22 protein-coding genes are annotated in these 23663 nt (G+C 68.7%); 11 read left to right on the top strand and 11 right to left on the bottom strand.

What is annotated here, in order from left to right; genetic code table 11:
- Window positions 1–246: 246 nt before the first annotated feature.
- The 4 genes from IU448_RS03630 to IU448_RS03645 form a co-directional block, all read right to left on the bottom strand.
- Window positions 247–561: a hypothetical protein gene (locus IU448_RS03630; protein ID WP_062979654.1), complete on the bottom strand. Its 315-nt coding sequence runs from the start codon at window positions 559–561 to the stop codon at window positions 247–249.
- A 309-nt stretch (window positions 562–870) separates the two neighbouring features.
- Window positions 871–1110, bottom strand: coding sequence for an acyl carrier protein (locus IU448_RS03635; RefSeq protein ID WP_228812202.1), 240 nt, complete (start codon window positions 1108–1110; stop codon window positions 871–873).
- Between the two features lie 180 nt (window positions 1111–1290).
- Window positions 1291–2379, bottom strand: coding sequence for an NAD(P)-dependent alcohol dehydrogenase (locus IU448_RS03640; RefSeq protein WP_195054037.1), 1089 nt, complete (start codon window positions 2377–2379; stop codon window positions 1291–1293).
- 2 nt (window positions 2380–2381) lie between these two features.
- A complete protein-coding gene (locus IU448_RS03645) occupies window positions 2382–2912 on the bottom strand; it encodes a DUF4334 domain-containing protein (protein ID WP_195054038.1) in 531 nt (176 codons plus the stop codon).
- Window positions 2913–2939: 27 nt separating this feature from the next.
- On the opposite strand from IU448_RS03645, the gene IU448_RS03650 reads away from it, so the two are divergent.
- Window positions 2940–3506, top strand: coding sequence for a TetR/AcrR family transcriptional regulator (locus IU448_RS03650; RefSeq protein WP_195054039.1), 567 nt, complete (start codon window positions 2940–2942; stop codon window positions 3504–3506).
- Window positions 3507–3513: 7 nt separating this feature from the next.
- On the opposite strand, the gene IU448_RS03655 is transcribed toward IU448_RS03650, so the two are convergent.
- The gene (locus tag IU448_RS03655) at window positions 3514–4296 is read right to left on the bottom strand and encodes a TetR/AcrR family transcriptional regulator (RefSeq protein ID WP_280457516.1); all 783 of its coding nucleotides are present in this window, start codon (window positions 4294–4296) and stop codon (window positions 3514–3516) included.
- 57 nt (window positions 4297–4353) lie between these two features.
- Here IU448_RS03655 and IU448_RS03660 point away from each other — a divergent pair, with 57 nt between their 5' ends.
- The 4 genes from IU448_RS03660 to IU448_RS03675 all read left to right on the top strand — a co-directional run bounded on the left by IU448_RS03660 (window position 4354) and on the right by IU448_RS03675 (window position 9630).
- Window positions 4354–5724, top strand: coding sequence for an NAD(P)/FAD-dependent oxidoreductase (locus IU448_RS03660; RefSeq protein WP_195054040.1), 1371 nt, complete (start codon window positions 4354–4356; stop codon window positions 5722–5724).
- Between the two features lie 13 nt (window positions 5725–5737).
- Window positions 5738–7531, top strand: coding sequence for a hydroxysqualene dehydroxylase (locus tag IU448_RS03665; protein WP_195054041.1), 1794 nt, complete (start codon window positions 5738–5740; stop codon window positions 7529–7531).
- Window positions 7532–7839: 308 nt separating this feature from the next.
- The gene (locus IU448_RS03670; RefSeq protein WP_195054042.1) at window positions 7840–8391 is read left to right on the top strand and encodes a hypothetical protein; all 552 of its coding nucleotides are present in this window, start codon (window positions 7840–7842) and stop codon (window positions 8389–8391) included.
- A 255-nt stretch (window positions 8392–8646) separates the two neighbouring features.
- A complete protein-coding gene (locus tag IU448_RS03675) occupies window positions 8647–9630 on the top strand; it encodes a hypothetical protein (protein WP_195054043.1) in 984 nt (327 codons plus the stop codon).
- Between the two features lie 19 nt (window positions 9631–9649).
- Here IU448_RS03675 and IU448_RS03680 read toward each other — a convergent pair whose 3' ends face one another.
- A complete protein-coding gene (locus tag IU448_RS03680) occupies window positions 9650–11062 on the bottom strand; it encodes an MDR family MFS transporter (RefSeq protein WP_195054044.1) in 1413 nt (470 codons plus the stop codon).
- 224 nt (window positions 11063–11286) lie between these two features.
- Between IU448_RS03680 and IU448_RS03685 the strand changes: the two genes are divergently transcribed.
- Window positions 11287–11805, top strand: coding sequence for a DUF3558 family protein (locus IU448_RS03685; RefSeq protein WP_195054045.1), 519 nt, complete (start codon window positions 11287–11289; stop codon window positions 11803–11805).
- A gap of 162 nt (window positions 11806–11967) precedes the next feature.
- On the top strand, window positions 11968–13185 hold the full coding sequence (locus tag IU448_RS03690; RefSeq protein ID WP_195054046.1) for a PucR family transcriptional regulator: 1218 nt from the start codon (window positions 11968–11970) through the stop codon (window positions 13183–13185).
- A 2-nt stretch (window positions 13186–13187) separates the two neighbouring features.
- Here the strand turns inward: IU448_RS03690 and IU448_RS03695 are convergent, their stop codons facing one another.
- The gene (locus IU448_RS03695) at window positions 13188–13652 is read right to left on the bottom strand and encodes a hypothetical protein (protein WP_195054047.1); all 465 of its coding nucleotides are present in this window, start codon (window positions 13650–13652) and stop codon (window positions 13188–13190) included.
- A 238-nt stretch (window positions 13653–13890) separates the two neighbouring features.
- Here IU448_RS03695 and IU448_RS03700 point away from each other — a divergent pair, with 238 nt between their 5' ends.
- Window positions 13891–14667: a M50 family metallopeptidase gene (locus IU448_RS03700; protein ID WP_195054048.1), complete on the top strand. Its 777-nt coding sequence runs from the start codon at window positions 13891–13893 to the stop codon at window positions 14665–14667.
- A gap of 11 nt (window positions 14668–14678) precedes the next feature.
- On the opposite strand, the gene IU448_RS03705 is transcribed toward IU448_RS03700, so the two are convergent.
- The gene (locus IU448_RS03705; protein ID WP_195054049.1) at window positions 14679–15455 is read right to left on the bottom strand and encodes a siderophore-interacting protein; all 777 of its coding nucleotides are present in this window, start codon (window positions 15453–15455) and stop codon (window positions 14679–14681) included.
- Window positions 15456–15604: 149 nt separating this feature from the next.
- Here IU448_RS03705 and IU448_RS03710 point away from each other — a divergent pair, with 149 nt between their 5' ends.
- Window positions 15605–16846: a phthiocerol/phthiodiolone dimycocerosyl transferase family protein gene (locus tag IU448_RS03710; RefSeq protein ID WP_195054050.1), complete on the top strand. Its 1242-nt coding sequence runs from the start codon at window positions 15605–15607 to the stop codon at window positions 16844–16846.
- Between the two features lie 28 nt (window positions 16847–16874).
- Here IU448_RS03710 and IU448_RS03715 read toward each other — a convergent pair whose 3' ends face one another.
- Both IU448_RS03715 and IU448_RS03720 read right to left on the bottom strand, forming a co-directional pair.
- The gene (locus tag IU448_RS03715; RefSeq protein ID WP_195054051.1) at window positions 16875–18209 is read right to left on the bottom strand and encodes a metallophosphoesterase; all 1335 of its coding nucleotides are present in this window, start codon (window positions 18207–18209) and stop codon (window positions 16875–16877) included.
- Window positions 18210–18442: 233 nt separating this feature from the next.
- Window positions 18443–20548: an AMP-binding protein gene (locus tag IU448_RS03720; protein ID WP_195054052.1), complete on the bottom strand. Its 2106-nt coding sequence runs from the start codon at window positions 20546–20548 to the stop codon at window positions 18443–18445.
- Window positions 20549–20874: 326 nt separating this feature from the next.
- On the opposite strand from IU448_RS03720, the gene IU448_RS03725 reads away from it, so the two are divergent.
- The gene (locus IU448_RS03725; protein ID WP_195054053.1) at window positions 20875–21102 is read left to right on the top strand and encodes a hypothetical protein; all 228 of its coding nucleotides are present in this window, start codon (window positions 20875–20877) and stop codon (window positions 21100–21102) included.
- Between the two features lie 70 nt (window positions 21103–21172).
- Window positions 21173–22093: an LLM class F420-dependent oxidoreductase gene (locus tag IU448_RS03730; RefSeq protein ID WP_195054054.1), complete on the top strand. Its 921-nt coding sequence runs from the start codon at window positions 21173–21175 to the stop codon at window positions 22091–22093.
- Between the two features lie 40 nt (window positions 22094–22133).
- On the opposite strand, the gene IU448_RS03735 is transcribed toward IU448_RS03730, so the two are convergent.
- On the bottom strand, window positions 22134–23636 hold the full coding sequence (locus IU448_RS03735; RefSeq protein WP_280457010.1) for a three-helix bundle dimerization domain-containing protein: 1503 nt from the start codon (window positions 23634–23636) through the stop codon (window positions 22134–22136).
- Window positions 23637–23663 lie beyond the last annotated feature (27 nt).

Genomic DNA, 23663 nt, shown 5'->3' on the forward strand with positions numbered 1-23663 from the left:
GACCCATATAGCCATATAGCCGTGGAGCCGTGGAGCCGTGGAGCCGTGGAGCCGTGGAGCCGTGGAGCCGTGGAGCCGTGGAGCCGTGGAGCCGTGGAGCCTAGCGGACCAGCCCCTGGCGACCGCGATTCCGGGGGATCGCGGTCGCCAGGGAAGCCCATGCCGACTGAAACGCCGGTGACGCCAACCCGACATCGCGGTGGACGGGTCCGGCCGATGCCGTGGCTGTGGAGCCGGTGGGACCGGTCAGCCGCCCATGATGGCGTTCATGATCGTTCCCGCACTGGTGGCGACCGCACCGCCCATCATGGCGCCGGCGATCTGCTTCGGCGCGGTGAGGGCGCCGCCGTTCCATTTCTCCCAGGCGAACTTGCCGCCGCCGAACATGATCGCGGTGACGCCGGAGAGCAGGACGAACCAGGTCAGATACCGGGTCATCTGGGTGATCTTGTCCGATAGCGGTGGCGCTTCGGGGGTGGGATTGCCGACCTGGGCGAGCGTCGTATAGCTGTCGTGCAGCGCCGGAAGGCCGTCGTGCAGTGCGGTGAGGATCATGCTCATTGTGGTCGTGCCCCTCTCGGATGCCGGTGTATCCGGTGGCGGACGAATGCCGTTTCCGTAAAGCCGAACCCGATCGGTTATTGAAGCGCAATCGACCCCTTCATGGGGAGAGACTCGCCGAATTCTTCTGGTCAGCGCCGTAAATCACGGCGTGTCGCCGATACGACACGCGGGGGCCACTACCCGGCCGGCGGCCGGCCGGCATCCGGTGTGCCCGGGGCAGCGCGGCCGTGAAGCCATACGGTCACCGGGGCGTTGCGGTTCTGCGACAGTTGCCTCACAGGCTGTGCGGTGGGGTGGCTGATCGGGTCAGGAGGCCGGCGCCGCGGACACTCCGAGCAGCTCCATCAGTTCGGCGAAGGTCCGCGCGCCGGCCACTTGCCGGTCCGGTAGTTCGATACCGTACTTCTTCTCGACCAGCACGATGATCGACAGCACGGTGAGCGAATCCAGGCCGAGTTCGGCCGGGGTCGCCTGGGGTGCGATGGTGTCGAACTCGAGATCGCAGTGGGTACGCAGGAATTCGGCGATGTAGTCGCGGATCGGCATATCGGACACGGCGGCCGGCCCTTTCCCCGGTGCCCGGCACCGGTCAGCAGATGGGCATTGGTCGGCCCGGTAACCGACCTGCACAGGGTCGCCCACCGAGACGACCACCGGATGACTGCCGGGCGAACGGGATTCGTCCACCGGCCGACGGGTTCGGCGAGCCCCGTAGCCGATGCCGTCTCACCAGGTGAGTACGGGTTTGATCACCGATCCCGCATGTTGGGCGGCGAGGGCCGCGGCGATCTCGGTATGGGGGAAACGGGTCACGAGCCGGTCCACCGGCAACTTCCCGTCGGCGTAGAGGCCGAGCAGGTGCGGGATGAAGCCGGCCGGTTCCGCATCGCCTTCGAGGCAGCCGCGGATCGTCTTGCCCTGCAGCACCATATCGCGCACGTCGATGGGCGGCACCCCGGTGCCGAGGCCCACCGCAACCACCGTCGCGCCGGTGGTGAGCGCCGCGAACGCATCTGCCAGCACGGCCGCAATCCCTGTGGTGTCCAAGGCGTGCGTGGCCCCGCCACCGGTGATCTCCCGAACCGTTTCCGCAGTTCCCGCCCCGGCCGGATCCAGGACGATATCGGCACCCAGTTCCGCTGCCAGAGTACGCCGCGCCGCGGAGGTTTCCACCACGACGGTGCGCACGCCCGGTACGGTACGCGCGGCCAGCAGCGCGGCCGAGCCGACCGCTCCCCCGCCGTAGATCGCCAGCCAGGCCCCGGATTCGGGCCGCAGGGCGTTGAGTACCGCGCCCGCGCCGGTCTGGAAACCGCAGCCGAAGGAGGCCGCGACGGCGGGGTCCACCGCCGGGTCGACGACGACGGTGTTGTCCGCGGTCGCCAGTGCGTACCCGGCGAAACTGGATTGCCCGAAGAAGCCGTCGCGCACCGGGGCGCCGTCGACGGTGACGCGCGGCGATTTATCGGCGCGGCGTCCGAAATGGTTGAGCGCGGTGGAGTGCCGGCAGTAGGCGGGCCGGCCGGTCGCGCAGTTCGGGCAGGCGCCACAGTGCCGGAACGTGAGCACCACATGGTCGCCGGGGGCCACCGAGGTCACCGACGCACCGACCGCAGTCACGACTCCGGCGCCCTCGTGACCCAGCAGAACCGGCCGGTCGGGTTTGCCCGCCGCCCGGTTGACCAGATCGGTATGACAGATTCCCGAGGCAAGGATGCGTACCAGGATCTCGTCGTCGCGGGGGCCGTCGAGTTCGACCGTTTCCGCGGTGAACGGTGCCGCCGGATCGCGGGACAGAAGCGCCGTGGTCCGCATCGTTACGCCCGTTCCAGCAGGAAATAGAAGTACTCGCCACCGGCGAGGACCAGTTCCGGGCGGCCGTTCATGATGCCCATCAGGGTGGTGTCGTCGAGCCATTTGAAGTGGTCGAACACCGCACGGCCGTCGTAGACCATGGTGGCGGTGACCTCGCCGCGGAACTCGATATTCCACAGGGTGGCCTCGCCCCCGCCGAGTTCCACATCGGAGAACAGCGAACCGTCCTCGGCCCGGCAGATCAGCGGTTTCGCATCGTCGAGCGCATGGAAGGTTTTGCCGTACCAGCGGCTCTTGGGGAGCGCCCGGCATAGTGGATGGCCGGTCTGGAAGGCGGCACCGCGCCATTCGCCCAGGATGTCCTCGGCGCGCGCGGGCCGCAGCCGCGCCCAGAGATCGTCGAGTTCGGCGACCGAGACCCCCTCGGTCTGCTCCCGCAACTGCTGCCACCGTGGTGTATCCGCGCTCACATCTGTCCCATCGACCGGTTCGGCGAACCATCTGGTTCGGCAACGAACATAGTTCCGAACCATCTTGTTCGGCAAGCTACGATTCACCGTATGCGTGCGGCAGGCCAGGCGACCCGGGACCGGATTCTCGCGGCGGCCAGAGCGGAGTTCGCCGAGCACGGCATCGCGGGCGCCCGGATCAACCGGATCGCCGCGGCCGCGCGGGCCAGCAAGGACCGGCTCTACGCCTACTTCCCGGGTAAATCGGACCTGTACGCCGCGGTCACCGAACAGTGGACCGCGCAGACCACCGCCGAAACCGCCCTGCGGGCCGACGACCTGCCCGGCTACGTGGGCCGGCTGTTCGACCATTTCCGCACCCACCCGGAGAACGCACGATTACAGGCGTGGGCAGACCTGGAACCGGCCGACGAGCGGATTGCGCAGGTATTGCGCCGCGCCGTCGACCCCAAACTGGCCGAGATCAGACGCGGTCAGCGTGCGGGGGCGATCACCGCCGATATCGCCGCCCCGACCCTGTTGCGCATGCTCACCGAACTGGCCCGCAGTACCGCGGTCCACAGCGGCGCGGGACCGGCCCGCCGGGTCGCCGAGCAGCGGGCCGCCGTCGTACTGGCCGCGCGCCGGCTTGTCGAGCCGGGGCCGGCGGACCGATAGCTCCCCCTCAGGCCGGGCCTGCCGGGGCGTCACCGTAGACCACCAGCCAGATCGAGCGGCCGAGCGCCCGGGCGAGTTCCGCATCGGATATGCCGGTGCGCACGGCGAATGCCGTGCTGATGGACCGCTCCACCATGGCCGCCAGCACCAGCGCCGTCGCGGCCGGGTCCAGTTCGGGCGCCACCCGGCCGGCGGCGCGGTCGGCCTCGAGCCGTTGGCGTACCAGATCGACGAAACCGGCGACCCGGCCGCGCCAATAGGCGCCGACGTCGCGGTCGTAGGCGGCGAGTTCACTCAGCGCGAGCAGCAGGAAGCGGTGCCGGCGAAAGCCCGCGATCATGGCGCTCATCGCTTGCCGTACACCGGCTTCGCGATCGGTGTGCTCGGCGTTCCACCAGCGTTCGGCGGCGGCGAACAGATCACTGGTCGCCAGTTCCGCCATCCGGATGAGCAATCGGCTCTTGTCCGGGAAGTAGCGGTAGAAAGTGGATCGCGCCACCTCGGCGGTCGCGGCGATCCGCTGCACCGCGATCTCGGTGAACGGGGTGCCGTCGGCGAGTAGATCCTCGACCGCGCGCAGGACCCGCTGCTCGAATTCGGCCCGGCGATCGTCGTCGGGCTTCCGGGCGGGCCGGGCGGCGCGGGTCAGCGAGGGCATCCGGGGACCGCCGTATCGCTCGACCACTGTGGTGGGTGTCCGCTCGCAAGGTCCATGGGCCCATTGTGCCCGCAGTTCGGCGTGGAAAACTGTGCGGGACAGTGTGGCCCGGACGGTTGACAACCTCGCCACCACACCGCACCATCAATCGGACATAGTGTCCGAGACTCGATGACCGAGGCGGTTCGTATGGCTGGCTTCCCCGCCGCGGTCGAACAAGCCGATGTCGTGGTCGTCGGCGCCCGCTGCGCTGGTTCCGCGACCGCGGCCACACTCGCCCGGGCCGGGCGCCGGGTAATCGTCCTGGACAGCGCCCGATTTCCGTCGGATACCCTGTCCACCCATCTGCTGTGGCCGGCCACGGTCGCCGAACTGTCCCGGCTGGGCGCGCTGGACGCGGTATCGGCACTCGGCGCTCCCGCCCTCACCCATGCCTTCGCGGCGGGCTCCGGGTATACCATCGCGACACCGTTTCCCGAGGTGGACGGCATCGGCTACACCCTGTGCGTCCGCCGGACCGGCCTCGATCACGCGCTCGTCCGCACAGCCACCCGTGCGGGGGCCGAGGTACGCCAGCACTGCCGGGTCACCGAACTGGTCTGGGACGGTGTGCGGTGCGCGGGCGTCCGGTACACCGGACCCGATGAACGCACCGTCGAACTCCGCGCCGCCCTGGTGGTCGGGGCGGACGGCCGGCGCAGTACCGTCGCGCGGCAGGTTGGTGCGGAAACGCCGTACGAGGCCGAAGCCAGTGGTCGCGACTGCTATTTCGCGTATTGGCGCGACAGCGCCGCCGAATGGCGCTCGACCGCCGCGCAATGGCGGGTGGGAGCCGATCTCGGCACGGCTTTCCCGTGCGACGACGGACTGGTGCTGTGCCTGGTCCAGCCGCCGGCCGACACCGGCAAACTCCGTCCCGGCGATGCCGGACGCCGCTACGCCGCCGCCCTGGACCGGATCCCGCCGCTGCGCGAACGTCTGCGCGGCTGCGAACAGGCCGGGCGGGTACGGGCGGCCACCAGGATCGCCTCGTACTTCCGGCGGTCGAGCGGGCCCGGCTGGGCGTTACCCGGCGACTCCGGGCATTTCAAGGATCCGGTGACCGCTCAGGGCATTCGCGACGCCCTGCACTACGGCCGCCTGCTCGCAGAAGCGGTGGCCCCGGTCCTCGACGATCCCGCGCGGCTGGACCGTGCGGTCGCCGCCTGGGAACGGCGCCGCGTGCGCGAATGCCGGGAGATCTACCACTGGACCAACCGGCTCGCCCGCGGAACCGCGATGAGCCCGCTCGAGGTCGAGCTGTATCGCGCCGCGACCACCGACCCGGAGCTGGCGGCTGTCACCACCGGGATCTTCTCCCGCACCAGACGTCCCGCCGAGCTCTACACACCGGCCCGGATGGCGCGGCTCACGGCCGGCGCACTGTGGCGGCACCGCCACGATCCACGGCCGGTCCTGGGCGATATCGCGCACGAACTCGCCGTGGCCGCCCGTGAATTCCGTACGTCGTGCACCACGCTGCGCGGCACCCCACCCGTCACCGGCACTTCAACCGCTTGACCAGGAGAGCACCATGTCGGATCAGCTGCCGAAGAAGTCAGCCGCGATCGACCGTCGTACCGCGCTGCGCGGGGCACTCGCCGGCGCCGCCGTACTCGCGGCCGGACCGGGAATCGCCACCGCGGCCCCCGCGCGCCACCGAACTCCCGGTTTACGTACCGGCGGTAAGGAGGTCGCGATCTTCGGCGGCGGAATGGCCGGTTTGTCGGCCGCCCACGAACTCGCCGAACGCGGTTTCCGGGTGACCGTCTACGAACCGTCCTATCTGGGCGGAAAGGCGCGCAGTATGGGTGTTGCGGGCACCGGCACCGGCGGACGCGCCGATCTGCCCGGCGAGCACGGTTTCCGGTTCTTCCCGGGCTGCTATCAGAACATTCCCGACACCATGCGCCGGATACCGTTCCCCGGCAATCCGAATGGAGTCCTGGACAATCTGACCCGCGTGGAGGGCACCGTGGCCGGTTTCCGCGACCGGCCGCCGATCTTCGTGCCCGTGGAGATCGCCGGCCTGGACCAGATCACCCCGGAACGCCTGCAGAACAGCATTGTCAGCGCATTCGGCTTCATCCCGGAACTGCCCCCGCACGAACTGGCCTTCTTCGGCAAACAGATGCTGATGTGGTTCACCTCGAGCACCGAACGGCGGTTCGGGCAGTGGGAGTACCTGACCTGGGAGCAGATCATGCGGGCCGACGGTAAATCCGCGGCCTACCGGACGTATCTGGTCAATGCGCTGACCCGTATCACGGTGGCCGCCAAACCACATCTGAGTTCGGCGCGCACGATCGGCACAATCGGCGAGGCCCTGGTGCTCGCCGGGACGGGATTGATCCCGGAGTTCGCCGGCGGTGTGGACCGGATCCTGAACCGTCCCACGAACGCCGCGTGGATCGATCCGTGGGTGGCCTATCTGCAGTCGCTCGGCGTGCGATTCGTCATGGGGCAGCGCGCGAGCCGGTTGTCCTGTACCGACGGCCGGATCGACTCCGCCACCGTCACCGACGCGCAGGGTACGGCGACGCCCGTGGTCGCGGACTACTACGTCTGTGCCATGCCGGTGGAGAAAACGGTGCCGTTGCTGAACAACCGGATCCTCGAGGCCGATCCGCACCTGGCCGGGATGCGGGAACTGCTCACCGATTGGATGGTCGGTATCCAGTTCTATCTGCGCCGCGCCACCGAGATCCCCGAGGGGCATATCGCCGCCCTGGGTTCACCCTGGGCACTCACCGCGCTGCGCCAGGCGCCGATGTGGGTCGGCGATTTCGCCGGTCGGTACGGCGACGGTTCGGTGCGGGAATGCTTCTCGGTGGATATCTCCGATTGGGATACCCCGGGGATCGTGCACCGCCGGCCGGCCAGACAGTGCACCGCGGCGGAGATCGCGGCCGAAGTATGGGCGCAACTGAAAATATGGCTGAATACGGGGACCGGCTGGTTGCGCGACGAGGATATCCACTCCTGGCATCTGGATCCGGGGATCACCTGGTCCGGCGGCGTCACCCACAACGAGACACCCCTGCTGGTCAATACCGTCGGTTCCTACGATCATCGCCCGCACGCGCATTGCGCGATCCCGAATCTGTTCTTCGGCGGTGACCATGTACGCAGCCATATCGACCTCGCGACCATGGAGAGCGCCAACGAATCGGGCCGCAGCGCCGCCAATGCGATCATCGACGCCGCCGGTGATCCTGCCCCGCATGCCCCCGTGTTCCCGTTGGTCGCGCTGCCGGCGTTCGAGGCGGCCAAGCAACTCGACGCCGACCGGTTCCGGGCGGGGCTACCTCATATCCTGGATATCTGACCTCCCGATCGGCGAGCGCACCGGCGGGAACGGGCGCGGCCACAGCACAGCCGGTGTCACGCCGGAGCCGACCTCCACCGCGCGTCGTCCGGGACACGCCGGTATAAGAAAGCGCACGAACGGCAGTGAATACGCACGGTTCGCCCCACGCTCGTGAAACGGCCCCGCATCCGTGCGGCGTGTCGGAGTCAATCGACGCGAAAGCATTGTCTGTCGTAACCGGTTCCTCGAGAATGGGTTTCGGGCCGAGATCCGGCCGTTGGGGACCGCCGGCGTAGCCACGCCGGCAGAACGAGTGGGGAAACACCATGAGAATCAAGCACTTCGCCGCGACCGCGCTGATCTCCATCGCAGCGTTGGGGGCGGCCACGGGCACCGCACACGCCGATCCGCAGACTGCCGAGGTGGCCGTCCGCGGCGCCGAGCATGGGGTGGGCTACGTGGTCGCGCCGAACGAGACGGGTACAGCGGTAGTCGCGACGCTGGACAGCGGCAGTTTCCGGCTCACCGCGGACGGGGCCGCGGTGAGCCTGGCCGACGCGTCGGGGCATACGCTCACCGCCGTGCCGCTCGGGCTCGCCGCCGGCGCAACCACCGCACCACTGGCGGCGGCGATCTCCGCGGACGGCCGGACCCTCACCCTCACCCCGGATGCCGCCTCACCGGCGGGCAAGCATATCGCCCAGCTGGTCGCCGATCCGGAAACCGAAGCCCGCAAGATGCACAACGCCGGAATCGGCGCGCTCATCGGCGGCGGTATCGGCGCGGTACTCGGTTTCTTCCTCGGCGGCGTCGGCGCCTTGATCACCATCCCGATCGGTGCGGGTATCGGTGCGTTGATCGGCTATTCCACTCCGTAACAGCGGGGCTCGGCCGTGCTCCGTCCTCGCGACAGTGCACGGCCGAGCCGGCCCGGCACGAACGTTGCGCCGATTCCGTTGCCGCCGAAGCGATATGGGCACCGCATCCGTTCGTGCACCATCGCGTCGCGGAGCTGTTTCTGTCATACCCCCGCAGTAAAATGGTGCAGGTAGGACACAGTCGGAGAGTAAGCCGCGATCGGCCGACCGATCGCGGCGGATACGCTCCGGCGCAACGGAACCGGGGGTTCTGTGATGAGTGAATTCGGACAACAACCACTGCTGCCGCCGCGTCAGCACGGCACATCGTGGCGTGAATCGGAGTATCGGACCATCGTGTCGCAACTCCGAGCCGGTAAGAATCTGCCCGAGATAGCCGATGAGCTCGGCCGCACCCCGTCCGCGGTGCGGGCCGCGCTGCGCAATTTCATACCCCCGCAGGAAAGAGTCCGCGCCGCCGAACGCGCCGGCTGGATTCGGGATCGGCTGGCCACCGAGCCGGAGTGGGATTGGTGGGCGGTCGTTGTGGACAACCACCGCCACGGCCCGTCCGCGCTGTGGTTCACCGACCACGAGCATCTCGCCCGGCAGGCGTGGCGCGAGCGTACGCCGATGCCGGTTCTGGCCCAGCGGCTCGGCACCGCGGAGATCGAGGTGGCCGGATTCCTGCGGGCCCTGGGGCTGGCCGAAAGCCTGGCCGAGGTGGCCGACCGGCTCGGCGCCACGCCGGGGCAGGCGCTGGCCAAACGAGTGAACGCGGCCCGGGACCAGGATCTCTCCGGCGGCTGGGTACTGGTCGTCGACGGTGCGGCAGGCACCGTGCAGCATCGGAGTGCGCCGATACGGCGGCATGTTTCGGTGCACGAGAGCCGCGCGGCCGCCGAGGACGGTCGCGATCGGGTGCTGCACCGCCACCGCCGGACCGTCGGCGACAGTTCCGCGCCGGTGTGGTGGACCATCGCCCACCGCGGGATCGGCGATGCGGCCGGCCGCACCTACTGCGGGGTGTACAACCCGCAGGCGGCGCCCAGCGGTGTCCGTGCCGATGCTCTCGGAGTCGGCGACCGAATCCGCATCGCCGGATCGGATGGCCGGCCGGTGGACGCGATCGTCGAATCGCTGACCCGGCGCGGCGAGGTGGTACTCGCAGATCTCGGCCCGGTCGGCGACTCCCGGGTTCACCAGGTGATCGAATTCGAGGCCGGGGAACGGGTGGAGGTGCTCGGCCGCGAGGCGTAGCCGCCGCGACGCCGGGCCGCTACCGGCCGGATCCGGAGCGGCCCGGCATGAGGGCGCCCGCACCGACGATGGCCACCGTCATCACCAGCACCGCCACGAATACCAGGTGCACGCCCTCGGCCAGCGCCGCGGGCGTCGGTACGGCCGCGTCACCGACCCGTGAGTTGACCAGTGCCCCGAACACGGCCACGCCGACCGCGCTGCCGATCGACCTGGCGAACATATTCGCCGACGTCACCACGCCGCGTTCGTTCCAGGAGGTGGCGGTCTGCGCGGCGATCAGAGTCGGACTGGCCACCAGGCCCATCCCGAGGCCGATCAGGAAACAGGTGGCCGCGATCTGCCCGATCGACGATCCGGCGTCGATGAACAGCGTGGCGGACGCGCCGATGGTGGCGAGAACACCGCCGAGGACGGCAGTGAAGCGGAAACCGATCCGCAGGTACACCCGGCCGGATTGGGAGGCCGAGATCGGCCATCCCAGAGTGAGCGCGCCCACGGTCAGCCCACCGACCAGGGCACTCGCGCCCAGCACCCCCTGGGTGAAGGTCGGGACGTAGGAAGTCAGGCCGAGCAGAAGCGCGCCGACCAGTAGCGAGATCGCCGAACTCGCCAGCACCACTCGCCGGGTGAAAAGCCACAACGGCAGGATCGGATTCGCGGCCCGGCGCTCCACGAGGACGAACACCACCAGCGCGGCCACGCCGCCGGCGAAGATCCCGATACCGGCCGGCGAACCCCACGCCCACGACCGGCCGCCTTCGAGCAGGCCCAGGATCACCGCTCCCGCGCCGGTGGTCAGCAGGATCGCGCCGGGATAGTCGAGGCGGGTCCGCTGCCGGGGCACGGTTTCGGTGAAATGGCGGGCCAGCATCCAGGCCGCCCAGGCCGATAGCGGCAGATTGATCAGGAATATCCAGCGCCAGCCGAGGTAGTCGGCGAATACCCCGCCGAGCAGGGGCCCGGCCACCGAGGACAGGGCCCAGACTCCGGCGATATATCCCTGGGCTTTCGCGCGTTCGGCGAGGGTGTAGATATCGCCGGCGATGGTCATGGTCATCGGCTGGATGGCGCCCGCGCCGATGCCCTGGATTCCCCGGAAAACGATGAGCCACATCATGTTCCCGGCAAGCCCGCACAGCAGCGAACCGAGCGCGAATACCGCGATACCGAACAGGATCACCGGTTTGCGGCCCACCATATCCGCGACCTTGCCGTAGATGGGCACGGTGACCGCCTGCGCGAGCAGGTAGATGGAGAACAGCCAGGGGAACTGAGCGAAACCGCCGAGGCTCGAGGTGATGGAGAGCACCGCGGTCGCGATGATCGTCGAATCGAGCGCGATCAGCCCGGTGGCAAGCATCAGGGAGCCGAGTATCGCGCCGCGGTCGGAGCGAAGCCCAACGCCGGCCTTTGCGGTATCCGCCACCACCGGCGTACTCCTCTCCTCGGACAACAGACAGGCCAACACGGCCGTCCGGTCACGCTATTCCCGCACCGCCCGGCCCGGCGCCGGGATTTCCACATAGTGGAAGAGTTGCTGCCGCGATACCGGCGGAAACCGGCTTGTGCCGCGACGCAACAGCGTCGCGGCACCCCTGTGAGGGCCCACAGATACCCTGTGCCGCAGCACAACCCGCGGCTAGCATCCGCGGAATGACGAAATCGACAGCCGTCCCGGGCAGCCTCGTTCGCCACCGGCTGCTGTGGTGCGTTCTCGCCGCCGCGCTCGGGACCGGAGCCTGCGGACCGGCGGATGTCACGGATCCGGCCGCGGTATGGGACCCCTGTGACCTGCCCGCCGATCTGATCGCCGAGGCCGGGTTCCCGGCCGGATCGCAACGCCGGGATGTCGCCGCGGAGCCGGGCTGGGCGGGGTGTGGCTGGAGCAGCGGCGAGGCCGTGGTGCGGGTGCTGTTCACCACCGCCGGGTCCCCGGCGGACGTAGGCGGCGCCGGTGCCACCCACACCGAGATCACCGTGGCGGACCGAGCCGGGCAGCGAGTGCAGCCGGCAGCCGCCGATCCCGCGGTGACTTGCACGGTGGTATTGCCCACCGAGGACGGCGGCCTTATCCGGGTCCGGCTGGACAGCGCCGGCCCCGGAACCGGCGGCGAAGTATGCGGCCGGGCCGAGCGGGTGACCAGCGTCCTCGAGCCCGCGCTACCGGCCTGATCAGCGGATTCGACCATAGCCCGAACCACTGTGACCAGTCACAATACGATCGACGCACCCCTTCACGGTCGTCCAGTCCAGTTCGCAAAGCGGTTCCCGGCTCGACAGGCGCTCGTTACTGTGTAGCCGCAGTCTCACCATCCGGGGGTAGAAGGAGTCAGCATGACCGTCGACACGACCAGAACGAAGCTGACGCTGTCGGGACAGCCCATGTCCGCGCCACTACAGGATGTCCGCAAGCTGTCGCGCCGGATGGTGGGTCATTTCGTGGAGAACGTGGTGCCGTGCGGAACCCTGCCCGGCGACGCCATCTACGGCGATGTCACCGCGATCACCCGCACCTGCCTGGAACTCGCCGTCAGCATGCTCGACGGGCAGGACATCCCGGAGAAGACCCGGAGACTGGAGAACGCCGCCGCCGGCTGGGCGCGCGAAGGGGTGCCGATCGACACCATCCACCACGCCGTCCACGAAGGGTTCCGGCTCGGCCTGGACCTGGTCGTATCCCAGGCGACGGTGACCGACTACTCCGCTCTGGTCGACGGGGCCAAACTCGTCGTCGAAATGCTCGACAAGATGACCGTCTGCATCTCGATGGCCTATATGCGAGAACTGCGCTCGGTGGTCAGCGAACACCATACGGCCGTGCATACGCTCACCTCGGCACTACTGGGCGGGCACAGCACCTCCACCATGGCCCGCGAATGCGGTATCGAGATCGCCCCCGCATATGTCGTTCTGGCGGTGGCGATTCCGGCTCATTCCGACGAAACCGTTCCCGCGCTCGACGGCAAAGTGGTGGCGCGGCGCAAACTGCGCCGGGTCCAGGCGGAACTCGCGACCCGCTGCACCGACGCGGCGTTGTCGCTGCTGAGCGTGGACGGTGGCACCGTCCTGTTGCCGGCCGAAACGCTGAGTGCCGAACAGCTCGACGAGTTGATCCCGCACCTGTCGCGGGCGGCGCAGGTGCCGATCAGTGCCGCGATGGTGGAATCGCCTACCGCCGATATCCCCGCCGCCGCGGACCAGGCCCATGAGCTGCTGGATATGGTGCAGCGGCTCGAATGCGTGCCCGGGCTCTACCGGTTCGACGATATGGCATTGGAATACCAGCTCACCCGTCCCGGGCCGGGCCGGGAGTACCTCGGTTCACTGCTCGATCCGCTCGACGATCACCCGGAGTTGCTCGAAACGCTGCAGCGCCATATCTCCAACAACCTCAATCGCCAGCGCACGGCCCGGCTCATGCATATTCACACCAACACCATCGACTACCGGCTCAAACGCGTGGCGCAGCTGACCGGTTTCGACCCGACCCAGCCGTCGGGTCTGTGGTATCTGCGCTCCGCGCTCGTCGCGCGCAGCTACCGGGCGAGGTGATATCAGGCCGGTTCCCGGCCGCTGCGTACCTGTGCCACATAGGCGCGCGATACCGCGGCGGTCAGCGTATCCAGCACATCCACCACGAACGACCCGTCGATGCCGCCGGAGGCCGGGTCGGGTCGTTGCGACAGCGGTGAATCACGGAGGCCCAGTCCGCTTTTGACCCCTTCGTGCAAGGCGTGCTGGATCATCTCGAGCGGCACCTCCTCGCGGGCCCACCGGGCGGCCGCCACCTCCAGCCGGGCCAGCACCTGCCGGCCCGACGGATCGGAATCGTCCAGCAGCGCCAGCGCCAGCCCCAATCCGACCCGGAAGGCCGTCCCGAAATCCGCCGACGGCCGCGACGCGCTCACCACGCCCGTGCCGCGCACAGACCAGATCCGCAGCAATTCGGGGAGCTCCGGCACATCGAAGACTTCGGCGGAGTCCTCCGGTTCGGGGTCGTATTGCCCACTCGTGCACATTCGTGCTCCCTCCGCCAGCGACCGACTACCGATATGGACAAACGTATAGTTATCCATGGTTCTGCGTACGACTCAACGCCCCGAGTTCGGTCCACCTCGGAATACATCCCGCCAAAGATAGTGAAACGTCCCATCAACACATACCTGGGTATCGCGCGACCGCACGACCCGGTCGCGCCGGGGTGGCCGTGTTCCCGGTGACGCGCGCCGTAGCGCCCTCCCCGGATATGGTGCGGCAGTGGATACCGGTGATCTGATAGACCGCAGCAGTTCCATCGCGGAGCGGCTCACGACGACCCAGGCGGCTCCGCCGTCCTGGTTGGTACTGGCGACCGCGATAGCGGCCCTGATCCTCGTCGGGTACGGGCCACTGTGGCGGGTGACCCGCAACGTGGTCACCATCGCACACGAGGGCGGTCACGCTGTGGTCGCCCTGTTGAGCGGTCGCCGGCTCAATGCGATCACCCTGCATTCCGATACCTCCGGGCTCACCGTCTCCAGCGGCAAGCCCTACGGCTTCGGCATGATCCTGACCGCGCTCGCCGGCTATCCGGCGCCACCGCTGGTCGGGTTGGGCTTCGCCGCCCTGCTCGGTGCCGGGCGGATCACCTTGATGCTGTGGATCGCGATCGCCGCCCTGGCCGCCATGCTGGTGATGATCCGCAACGTGTACGGCGTGGTCTCCGTAATGACCACGGGAGCCCTGGTTTTCGTGGTGTCCTGGTTCGGCTCCGATGCGCTGCAGGCCGGTTTCGCCTATCTGGCGACCTGGCTGTTGCTGCTCGCCGGCAGTCGTCCGGTCCTGGAACTGCAGCGCACCCGGTCCCGGATGCGCGACGGCACCACCGATGCCGACCAACTGGCCCGGCTGACCCGGCTACCGGGACTGCTGTGGGTGACGATTTTCCTCGTCGTCGCTCTCGGAGCACTGGTGGCCGGCGCCGGACTCCTGCTCTCGGCGACGGCCGGCCTCTGCCTGCCGGTTCCGGGCGGGGCGGGCTGCCCGGCGAGCTGATCGCGACCCGGCTAGCCGGCGGTCTCGGCCTCGGCGAGTTCCTTCTTCCAGACCCGGAACCCTTCTTCGGTACGGCCGCGCCGCCAATATCCGGAGATCGACGCGAATTCGGCGGTGACCCCGCGTTCCCGGCGAATATAGGAGCGCAAATTGTGCATCACCGCCTGCGCCTCGCCGTGGATGAATACCTGCGCCTGCCCCGGCAACCAGGGTGCGCCGCGCACCGCGGCGATCAGCGGGGCATTGTCGCCGGCCCGGTCGTCGCCGACCTCGTGCGCCGCGCCGCCGCGATGCACCCAGGTGATATCGACCAACGCCTTGGACGGCAGCGCGATCTCGTCGGACTCATCGGCGACCTCGAGGAAGACCTTCGCGGGCGCGCCCTCCGGCAGGGCTTGCACCGCAGCCGAGATCGCGGGCAGCGCGGCTTCGTCGCCGGCCAGCAGATGCCAGTCGGCGTCGGTACGCGGCGCATAGGCCCCGCCCGGACCGAAGAACGTGATCTGCTCCCCGGGCCGCACGGTGGCCGCCCACGGTCCGGCGATCCCCTCGTCACCGTGCACCACGAAATCGATGGCGATCTCCCGCGCCGCGGTATCGACCGAACGGACGGTATAGGTTCGCATCACCTCGCCGTCGGGCCGGTCGAACAGCAGTTTCACATACGCGTCGGTGAATTCGTTCGCGGTGAAATCGTCGAAACCGGGATCGCCCAGATACACGCGGACGAGGTGTGAGCTGAGCCGCTCGGTCCGGGCCACGGTCATGGTCGTGCGTTTCCTGGCCATCCGGCCTCCTCACTTATTAGGTATACCTAAGCAAACGTACCAGCCTCTTCGGGGCAACTGTGTAGCATCCGTCTCGTCCGCGGCGAAATATGAGGCAACGACGCCTTTTTGGGTTAATCTCTCACCAACATCCGGACAGAGGCACCACCATGACCGCGGCTACCGTCATCCGACCGCTGGCTCCCAGTGAGCAGATCTTCGCCTTCAGCGAGGTTTTCGTCGGATACTGCGCGCGCGTATCCGGCCGGCTCGACACCACGGCCCTGGCCGCCGCGTACGAGGCACTGGTCACCGCCCATCCCGTACTCGGTGCCCAGCTCGTACCCAGTGAGCCGTTCGGGCATACGCTGGTCACCTCCGGTCCACCCGCGATCGTGGTCACGGTGGCCGACGGCAACCCGGAATTCCTGCTCACCGGTGCCGAACCGGACCAGCGACGGGCTCTCGGCTCGGTGCATGTGGTGCGATCCGCGACCGGCGCCGCCGTCACCCTGCTCGTCCACCACAGTATCGCCGACGCGACACATGCGCTGCACCTCTACCAACATCTGTGGCAGTGCTATTCGACCGCCGCCGCCGGCCGGGTCCCGGTTCTCCCACCGGCCCGGCAGCCGTTACCGGTCGAAGACCTGCTCGCGGCCCGCGGAATCACCCGCCGCCCTGTTCCCGGCCGGAGCGGGCCGGGCCGCAGCGAACCCCCGCTCCCACCACCCGACGCACTCACCACGAACCACCACGAATACCCGCCGTTGATCACTGCCCGGTGCCGGCTCAGCCGGGAGCACACCGGCGCGCTGGTGTCATTCGGGCACCGCGCCGGGGTGACCGTGCACAGCCTGGTGGCCGCGGCACTGCTGCTCACCGAATCCGAGGCCCGCCGGATACCGGTGACCGGCCTGCAGTGTTCGTACTCGGTGGATCTACGGCACCGGGTCCGACCGCCCATCGGGCCGGCCGAGGGCACCAATGTGCTGGGTTTCGCCGGCTTCCGCCCGGCCCCCGGTGAGCAGTACACGCTCGCCACACTCGCCCGCGGGGTCCTCGACGCCTTACGAGACGGTCTCACCACCGGTTACGTCCAGCAGACTCCACTACAACTGCCCGACACCCTGGCGGCACCACCGGCGAATCCGGTCGACACGGTGATGACCACGAACTGGGGCCGATTACCCGGCTTGTCCGGTTACGGCGTCCGGATCGACGATTTCCGCACCACCATGATCGCCAAATCCGACCCCACCGGCCGCCGCCCCCCGCAGCCGGGCGGCGGGACCAGCATCATCACCACCTACGACGACCGACTCAGTATCGAGATCCACCATCCACCGGAATTCGCACCGGTCCAGCGTCCGCGGATCGAGCGTCTGCGCACGCTGCTCACCCGGCTCTGAAGCGAGTGTCCACGTTCGCGGCCCCGGTTCAGACTCCCCGCAGCGACGCCAGCTCGAGCACGGTGATATCCGAGGGTGCCGCGACCCGAACCGGTGGCCCCCAGGCCCCGGCGCCGCGGGTGACGTACAGCGCCGTCGCCCCGTACAGTTCCAGCCCTGCCACGGTCGGGTTGGCCAACCGTGCCAGCAGGTTGCCCGGCCACAACTGTCCGCCGTGAGTATGGCCGGACAGTTGCAGATCCACGCCGTAACGCACCGAATCGTCGACCACCACCGGCTGATGGGCGAGCAGAACGCAGGCCCGTTCGGGATCCCGGCCGTCCAGCGCCGCCGCGAAATCTGGGCCGCGGCCCACGGTGGCGCCCGCGGGATCGTCGACCCCGGCGAGATCGAAATCGGGCAGGCTCACCCGATCGTTGAGCAGCACCCGCATCCCGAGCTCACCGACCCGGTCCAGCCAGGCGTCGGCGTCGGAGTAGTACTCGTGGTTGCCCGGGACGAAGTAGGTGCCGAGCCGGGCACTGAGCCCGGCCAGCGGTTCGGTTTCGGCCCGCAGATCCGCCACGCCGCCGTCGGCGAGATCGCCTACCAGGGCGATGAGATCGGGGCGGGTCCCGTTCACCGTGCGGACCACCCTTTCACAGAACCCGCGGCCGAGCGCCGGCCCCAGATGCAGATCGCTGACCAGCGCGATCCGCAGGCCGTGCGCCTGGGCGGGAAGTTTGGCCAGCGGTACGGTGACCCGCCGTACCATCGGCCCGTCGAGCACTCCGTACGTACCGGTCCCCACCACCGCGCCCGCCGTGAGTACCGTCGCGCCCGCCGCCATCCGGGAGATGAGCACTCGCCGCGACAGCGGCTCCCGGGACGCCGTGAGTACCGGGGCAGCTGCCGACGGCCGGGGTGGCCCCCCGCTGTCCCCGACCCCTGCACCCACGGGCTCCGGCGCCGCCGCCGGTGGCGCGGCGGGACCCGGCTGCGGTGCGGCGGGAGCCGGCTGCGGTGCGGCGGGAGCCGGCTGCGGTGCGGCGGTGCCGGCGTCGCGGCGCTCCAGTGCACGCAACAGCAGCGGCCGGATGATCTCCCCCGCCAGCACACCGATCAGGAGGTAGACGAACAGCGCGGCCCAGACGAAGCCGGGCCACACCGCCATACGCCAGAAATCCCAGGTCGCACCGGCGAACACCGCACCGAAGGAACCGCCCATCAGCACCACGCCGAGACCGAGCACCCCGGCGCCGACCGGCCGCCATATCGAGCCCGCTCGCGTGGTGTCGCGGACCAGCCGTCGCCACAGGTACCAGTGCAACCCGGCGAGCACCACCACCGCGGCCAGCCCTGCGAGCACGGAAACTACTACCACGGAGGATGCCTCTCCCTGACCGATTGCCTATGCGGATGCTGAATCTACTCGTGTCCGCTCGGCGGTCCGTGGCCCCCGTTCCTCTTGCTCGCCCCGACGGCACCGGCGGGCCGCGAGCCCGCACCCCGGCAACCCCGGATCACACCATGTCACCGCGAATATCTTCGCTACCGGCATCTTCCGGGCATCCGCCCCTGCGCGGTGCGGTGCTCACCGCCGCTACAGCGGCCGGGTCACACCGACCCGCTGACTCCCAGCCCGCCCATACCGGAAGGCGGAAGTTCTCCGTTGTGCCCGCCCGCCAGCAGCCATTTCAAGATCTTTCCGGTTTCCCCGCGCGGCAGGGCCGGGAGGAAGGTGACATCCCGGGGCACCGAGAACCGGCTGAGCCGATGCCGGATATAGGTGCGCACCATATCCGGATCCAGCCCGGACCCTTCGTGTTTCACGACGAAAGCGGCCAGGCGCTGCCCGAATTCCGGATCCGGGACACCCACCACCGCGACCTCGCTCACCTGCGGCAGATGGGCGAGCGCCTCCTCCACCGGGCGCGGGAAAACGTTCTCACCGCCGGAGATGATCATCTCGTCGTCGCGCCCGGCGATGAACAATCGCCTGTTGATGTCGAAATATCCGATGTCACCGGTATCCAGCATGCCGTGGGCCTCGTCCGGCGGCGCGGCGTTGACATAGCCGTCGAACAGCATGTGGTTACCCACGAAGATATGCCCGGTGGCGCCGATGGGCACCGGTTTGTGGTCCGGGCCCAGTACCGCGACCCGGGTGCCGAGCGGCGGCCGGCCGGCCGTGGTGGGCGCGAAACGCAGATCCGCCGGGGTCGCGATGGTCGCCCAGGACACTTCGGTCGATCCGTAGACGTTGTAGAGGATATCGCCGTAGGTGTCCATGAACCGCAGGACCGTGGCCCCGGCCAGCGGTGCTCCGCAACTGATCACGTGCCGCAGACTCGAGGTGTCGTAGCGGGCGCGCACCGCGGGCGGGAGGTCGAGGATACGGTTGACCATGGTCGGCACCACGATCATGGTGGTGATCGCGTGCTCGGCGACCAGGCGCAGGCAATCCTCGGCATCGAAACGCTCCGGCAGGATCACCGTGGAACGCAGCGCGGTACTGAGTTGCAGTCCGGCCAGCCCCCAGGTGTGGAACAGCGGCGCCGGAATGAGCATCGCCGATTCCATTTCGAGCGGGATCCGCGACAGCAGCGCGGCGATGGTCGCGAATCCCTTCGGATGTGGGCGCCGCGCCCCTTTCGGGACCCCGCTCGTTCCGGAGGTGAGAACGATCAACCGGCCGGGATGGGCCGGTATCCGGAAATCCTTCTCCCCCATCTCGATCAGATCGTCCACCGTGTAGCGGTCCGGGAACGGCGGCCGCCGATCGGTGGTGAACCTGGGCAGGTCCGCGTGCAGATACTGCACCAGCGCCTCCAGGTCGCCATCGACGAACAGGGCCGAGAGCCGATGCCGCTGGACGATCTGTTCTATGGTGCGGGCGGCCAGGCCGGCATTCAGCAGTGCCACGTCCACGCCGAGTTTCCCGGCCGCGACCATGGTTTCGACCATGCCGGCATGGTTGCGCGACAGTAGGCCGATGGCATCGCCGGCACCGAGACCGACTGCCGCCATGGCCGCCGCGAGCGAAGTAGTGCGTTCGTCCATTTCGGCGAAGGTCCGCGCGCCCCACTCGTCGATCACGGCGAGCCGGTGCGGCGAATACGCGGCGCCGGCGGCGTATCCGCCGGCCAGATTGAAACCCCATTTGTTCAGTGACAGCAGTTGTTTCACCGCCACCTGGGCGTTGGTGCGCACCACACCGCTGGCAGTCACCTGCCGCATCACTCCGAAGCTGCGGCGTACCGGCGACGCCTCCCCGTTGGCCACGATCGAGGTGCGGGCGCCGGACACGATATCGGCGATCCGGCGCAGACCCTTGACCGCCCAATCCTGCACGGCGGAATTCGACAGACCGGCCACCTGCCGGTGCACCCGGCCGGGGGTGAAGAAGGTGACCGCCACCCGGCTGCGATCGCCCTCTCCGGTCAGCCGCAAGGCGGCGAAGCTGCCGATCTCCGGCGCATGCAGTTCGCAACTTTCATACCAGCGGCCGGTGACCACCCGCACCCGCAGCACCCGGATACCGGTATCCGGTGTGCCGATCCGGAACTCGAAAACCGGCTGTGTCCCCGGCAGGTCGAGCCTGGAGCACGCGCCTATCCCGGTGAACACGCGCGGATAGGTCTGCGGGTCCAGCAGCAGATCCCATACCGCGGCGCGCGCCGCGGGCAGATCCGCGACCACATCGATGACGTCGGTAACCAACTCGTACAACTTCTCGTCGGCCCGCAACGGACAACTGGGTCGGCGGGGAAACCCATCTGTAACGTCGCTCACAATAGCCGGGCGGCCCCGTTATTACCAGCGAGTAGCACCTACTTCGGGAGCGCTCTGTGACAGGTCACGAAATCGAATTGCCGACTGTTCACCCCAGCCCCGGAAAGCCCTCCCACCTCGTGGTTGGAGGTTGCCCAAAGCTTCCGCCGACCGCGGTGTGAGTGATCCCAGCCACGATTCACTCCGGGTACGGAACTGCTGCGCGCGAATTACATTCGGCGCCGAAGCACTCACTGGCGACCCCGGAGGAAACCATGCCCGAGACCCGGCGCCGGGTGGTCCGCAACCACACCGACGAAATTCTCAACTACTTCGGCAAATGCCGATCGTGCGGCTACCCGGCGCGCGCGGAATCCTACCGCCGCGTCTACAACACCGGCGAGGTCGAGACTCTGGTCATCGCCAGCTGTGGTCTCCCGTGCGGCTGGTCCGACCAGGTTCTGCCGACCACGATGACCGGTCCGGCCGCGCGGCTCGGCTGAGATCGGCGGCCCACCGTGGCCGCCGCAGGGCGGCCGGGACCGCCACCCGGCCGTGCGGCACGATAGGCGCATGGAACTGCGTATCTTCACCGAACCGCAGCAGGGCGCTGACTACACGACACTCCTGCGGGTGGCCAGGACCGCGGAAGAACTCGGCTTCGGAGGGTTCTTCCGGTCCGATCACTATCTGCACATGGGATCGGTGGACGGCCTGCCCGGACCGACCGATGCGTGGATCACCCTGGCCGGCCTGGCCCGGGAGACCAGCCGGATCCGGCTCGGCACATTGGTCACCGCCGCCACTTTCCGGCTACCCGGCCCGCTGGCGATCCAGGTCGCGCAGGTGGACCAGATGTCGGGCGGCCGCGTGGAGCTCGGTCTGGGCACCGGCTGGTTCGCCGAGGAACACACCGCCTACGGTATTCCGTTCCCGGACAACAAATTCGACCGATTCGAAGAACAACTCGCGGTGATCACCGGACTCTGGGAGACCGCGCTCGGCGAAACCTTCGACTTCACCGGGAAGTACTACGAACTGCGCGACTCACCGGCGCTGCCCAAACCGGTTCAGCAGCCCGTTCCGGTGATCGTCGGCGGGCAGGGCCCGAAGCGGACGCCCCGGCTGGCCGCGCAGTACGCGAGCGAGTTCAATATTCCGTTCCTCTCCGCCGCCGACAGCGCCGCCCAGTTCGACCGCGTCCGCGCGGCGGTCGCGGCACACGGCCGGGCGGCCGACAGCATGGTGTACTCCAATGCACTCGTCGCCTGTATCGGTACGAGCGAGGCCGAGATCGCCCGCCGGGCCGCCGCCATCGGGCGCGAGGTGGACGAATTGCGTACCAACGGGCTGGCCGGGTCCCCCGCCGAGGTCGTCGACAAGATCGGCCGCTACCGCGAGATCGGTGCCCAGCGGATCTATCTGCAGATCCTCGACCTCACCGATCTCGAACACCTGACGCTGATCGCCAACGAGGTCGCGACCCAACTGTGAGGTTCCCGGCGGGGAGCCGGACGGTTCCCCGCCGGAGCGGTCAATAGGCGCCGGCGACCCCGTCGAGCAGATGTTCGAGTGTTTCGTAGGCGGGTACGTCCACCACATCGACGAGATCCCGGCCGACCGGCACATCGTGCTCGGTCACCACCTCGTCGAACCGGGCCGCGTCGCCGGTGCGGAACCCGTATTCGGCCGCCAGCGCCTGCAGATCGGCGTCGTTGTGCAGCAGCGCACCGACCGCCTCCCCTTCCGGGGTGAGCGGAACCAGGGTGTGCCGGGACAGCACTGTCGGCGACGGATACAGCAGCACCATATCGTCGCGCAGACGGCCCGCAACGGCCGCTGCGACGTACTGCGCCTCGTAGATCCAGGTCATCGGTGTCGCACCCATCCCCGCGGTGAGGTACTCCTCGAACGGCCCCGTACTCGAGTCCTCGGTATAGCCCTGCGCCAGGAACAGCCGCTGCAAGGTAGGCAGAACATGCTGTTCGGCCCTCGCGCCGCGTACCACGGCATGATCGTTGACCACATAGCCGGCCACCGCGAGATACATCGCCGCCGAATTCGAGGTACGGATATCGGTGGTGCTGATCAGAATGTTCTTCGCCACGGGATAGGCCCGGTTCCCGGCCAGTTCGTCCCACTGCACACCACGCTGGACCAGATCGATATAGGCGGAGAAGTCGAGCGCCGGGACGGGCCCGTCGTACTTCACCGCCCCGGCCGCGTCGAGCAGTTCCACGATGGGCGCGAAGGTGGCGATTGCCATCGGCGAATAGAAGGGCGTGAACTGGGTCCGCACCCCCACCTCGCGCTTCAGTTTCTCGGCCGCGGGCAGGCTGGACGGGAAGGCGAATGCCTGCCCGGCGAGATCGATCGAGGTGGCGATCTCCCGCGACCCGGCCGCTTTCACCCCGACCTCGAAACCGTGTGCGGCAAAGATTTCCGCGACCCGCGCATCGCCGAAGAACGCGGTCTTCTCGGATCCGACGATCCCGGTGACGGTTGTCAGCGGGGCGCCCGCGACGGGCGCCGCCGCATGTGTCGTCTCGGAATCCGGCCTGGTCACCGCCCAGGCGGCCGCGCCCGCCGCCACCACACCGGCCCCGGCCAGCACGAACAGACCGCGCCGGTCGGTGGCCCGGGGACGGCCGGGCGCCGACGGATCGGTCCCGGCGTAACCCGTTGTGTCCTCACCGGCCGGCGCTGTCACGTCGTCTGCCGCGATGGACGTGGTATCGGGCTCCGGTACCGGCGCCAGTTCACGGCGCACCGCGCGTTCCACCAGGATCGGCACGAAATCGCGGACCGCGCTGCCGGAGAACCGGTCGTGCGTCGTCCGCACCGCGACACCCACCTCCGCCGCCGTACGGTCCGGCGAATAGGCCGCGGCCAGCCGGCTCTCCAGTGCGCGGATCGCTTTCAGCTCACGCGCGGCTTTGTCGTCGGGGGCCCCACCCTCGGGTGCGGTATCGAGTGCCACGTCCATCTCCTCGGCGCCGGACAGCGAAAACGAAACGACCCGCCGGGGCCGATCCACAGCCGACAACCCTACCGCCACAAAGTA

Source organism: Nocardia flavorosea (genome assembly GCF_015477805.1).
GTDB classification, from domain to species: Bacteria; Actinomycetota; Actinomycetes; order Mycobacteriales; family Mycobacteriaceae; genus Nocardia; species Nocardia flavorosea_A.

Bases quoted from the DNA above. Each gene is read 5' to 3' on its own strand.
- IU448_RS03630 (WP_062979654.1), bottom strand. From the start codon at position 561: ATGAGCATGATCCTCACCGCACTGCACGACGGCCTTCCGGCGCTGCAC.
- IU448_RS03635 (WP_228812202.1), bottom strand. From the start codon at position 1,110: ATGCCGATCCGCGACTACATCGCCGAATTCCTGCGTACCCACTGCGAT.
- IU448_RS03640 (WP_195054037.1), bottom strand. From the start codon at position 2,379: ATGCGGACCACGGCGCTTCTGTCCCGCGATCCGGCGGCACCGTTCACC.
- IU448_RS03645 (WP_195054038.1), bottom strand. From the start codon at position 2,912: ATGGTTCGGAACTATGTTCGTTGCCGAACCAGATGGTTCGCCGAACCG.
- IU448_RS03650 (WP_195054039.1), top strand. From the start codon at position 2,940: ATGCGTGCGGCAGGCCAGGCGACCCGGGACCGGATTCTCGCGGCGGCC.
- IU448_RS03660 (WP_195054040.1), top strand. From the start codon at position 4,354: ATGGCTGGCTTCCCCGCCGCGGTCGAACAAGCCGATGTCGTGGTCGTC.
- IU448_RS03665 (WP_195054041.1), top strand. From the start codon at position 5,738: ATGTCGGATCAGCTGCCGAAGAAGTCAGCCGCGATCGACCGTCGTACC.
- IU448_RS03670 (WP_195054042.1), top strand. From the start codon at position 7,840: ATGAGAATCAAGCACTTCGCCGCGACCGCGCTGATCTCCATCGCAGCG.
- IU448_RS03675 (WP_195054043.1), top strand. From the start codon at position 8,647: ATGAGTGAATTCGGACAACAACCACTGCTGCCGCCGCGTCAGCACGGC.
- IU448_RS03685 (WP_195054045.1), top strand. From the start codon at position 11,287: ATGACGAAATCGACAGCCGTCCCGGGCAGCCTCGTTCGCCACCGGCTG.
- IU448_RS03690 (WP_195054046.1), top strand. From the start codon at position 11,968: ATGACCGTCGACACGACCAGAACGAAGCTGACGCTGTCGGGACAGCCC.
- IU448_RS03695 (WP_195054047.1), bottom strand. From the start codon at position 13,652: ATGTGCACGAGTGGGCAATACGACCCCGAACCGGAGGACTCCGCCGAA.
- IU448_RS03705 (WP_195054049.1), bottom strand. From the start codon at position 15,455: ATGGCCAGGAAACGCACGACCATGACCGTGGCCCGGACCGAGCGGCTC.
- IU448_RS03710 (WP_195054050.1), top strand. From the start codon at position 15,605: ATGACCGCGGCTACCGTCATCCGACCGCTGGCTCCCAGTGAGCAGATC.
- IU448_RS03725 (WP_195054053.1), top strand. From the start codon at position 20,875: ATGCCCGAGACCCGGCGCCGGGTGGTCCGCAACCACACCGACGAAATT.
- IU448_RS03730 (WP_195054054.1), top strand. From the start codon at position 21,173: ATGGAACTGCGTATCTTCACCGAACCGCAGCAGGGCGCTGACTACACG.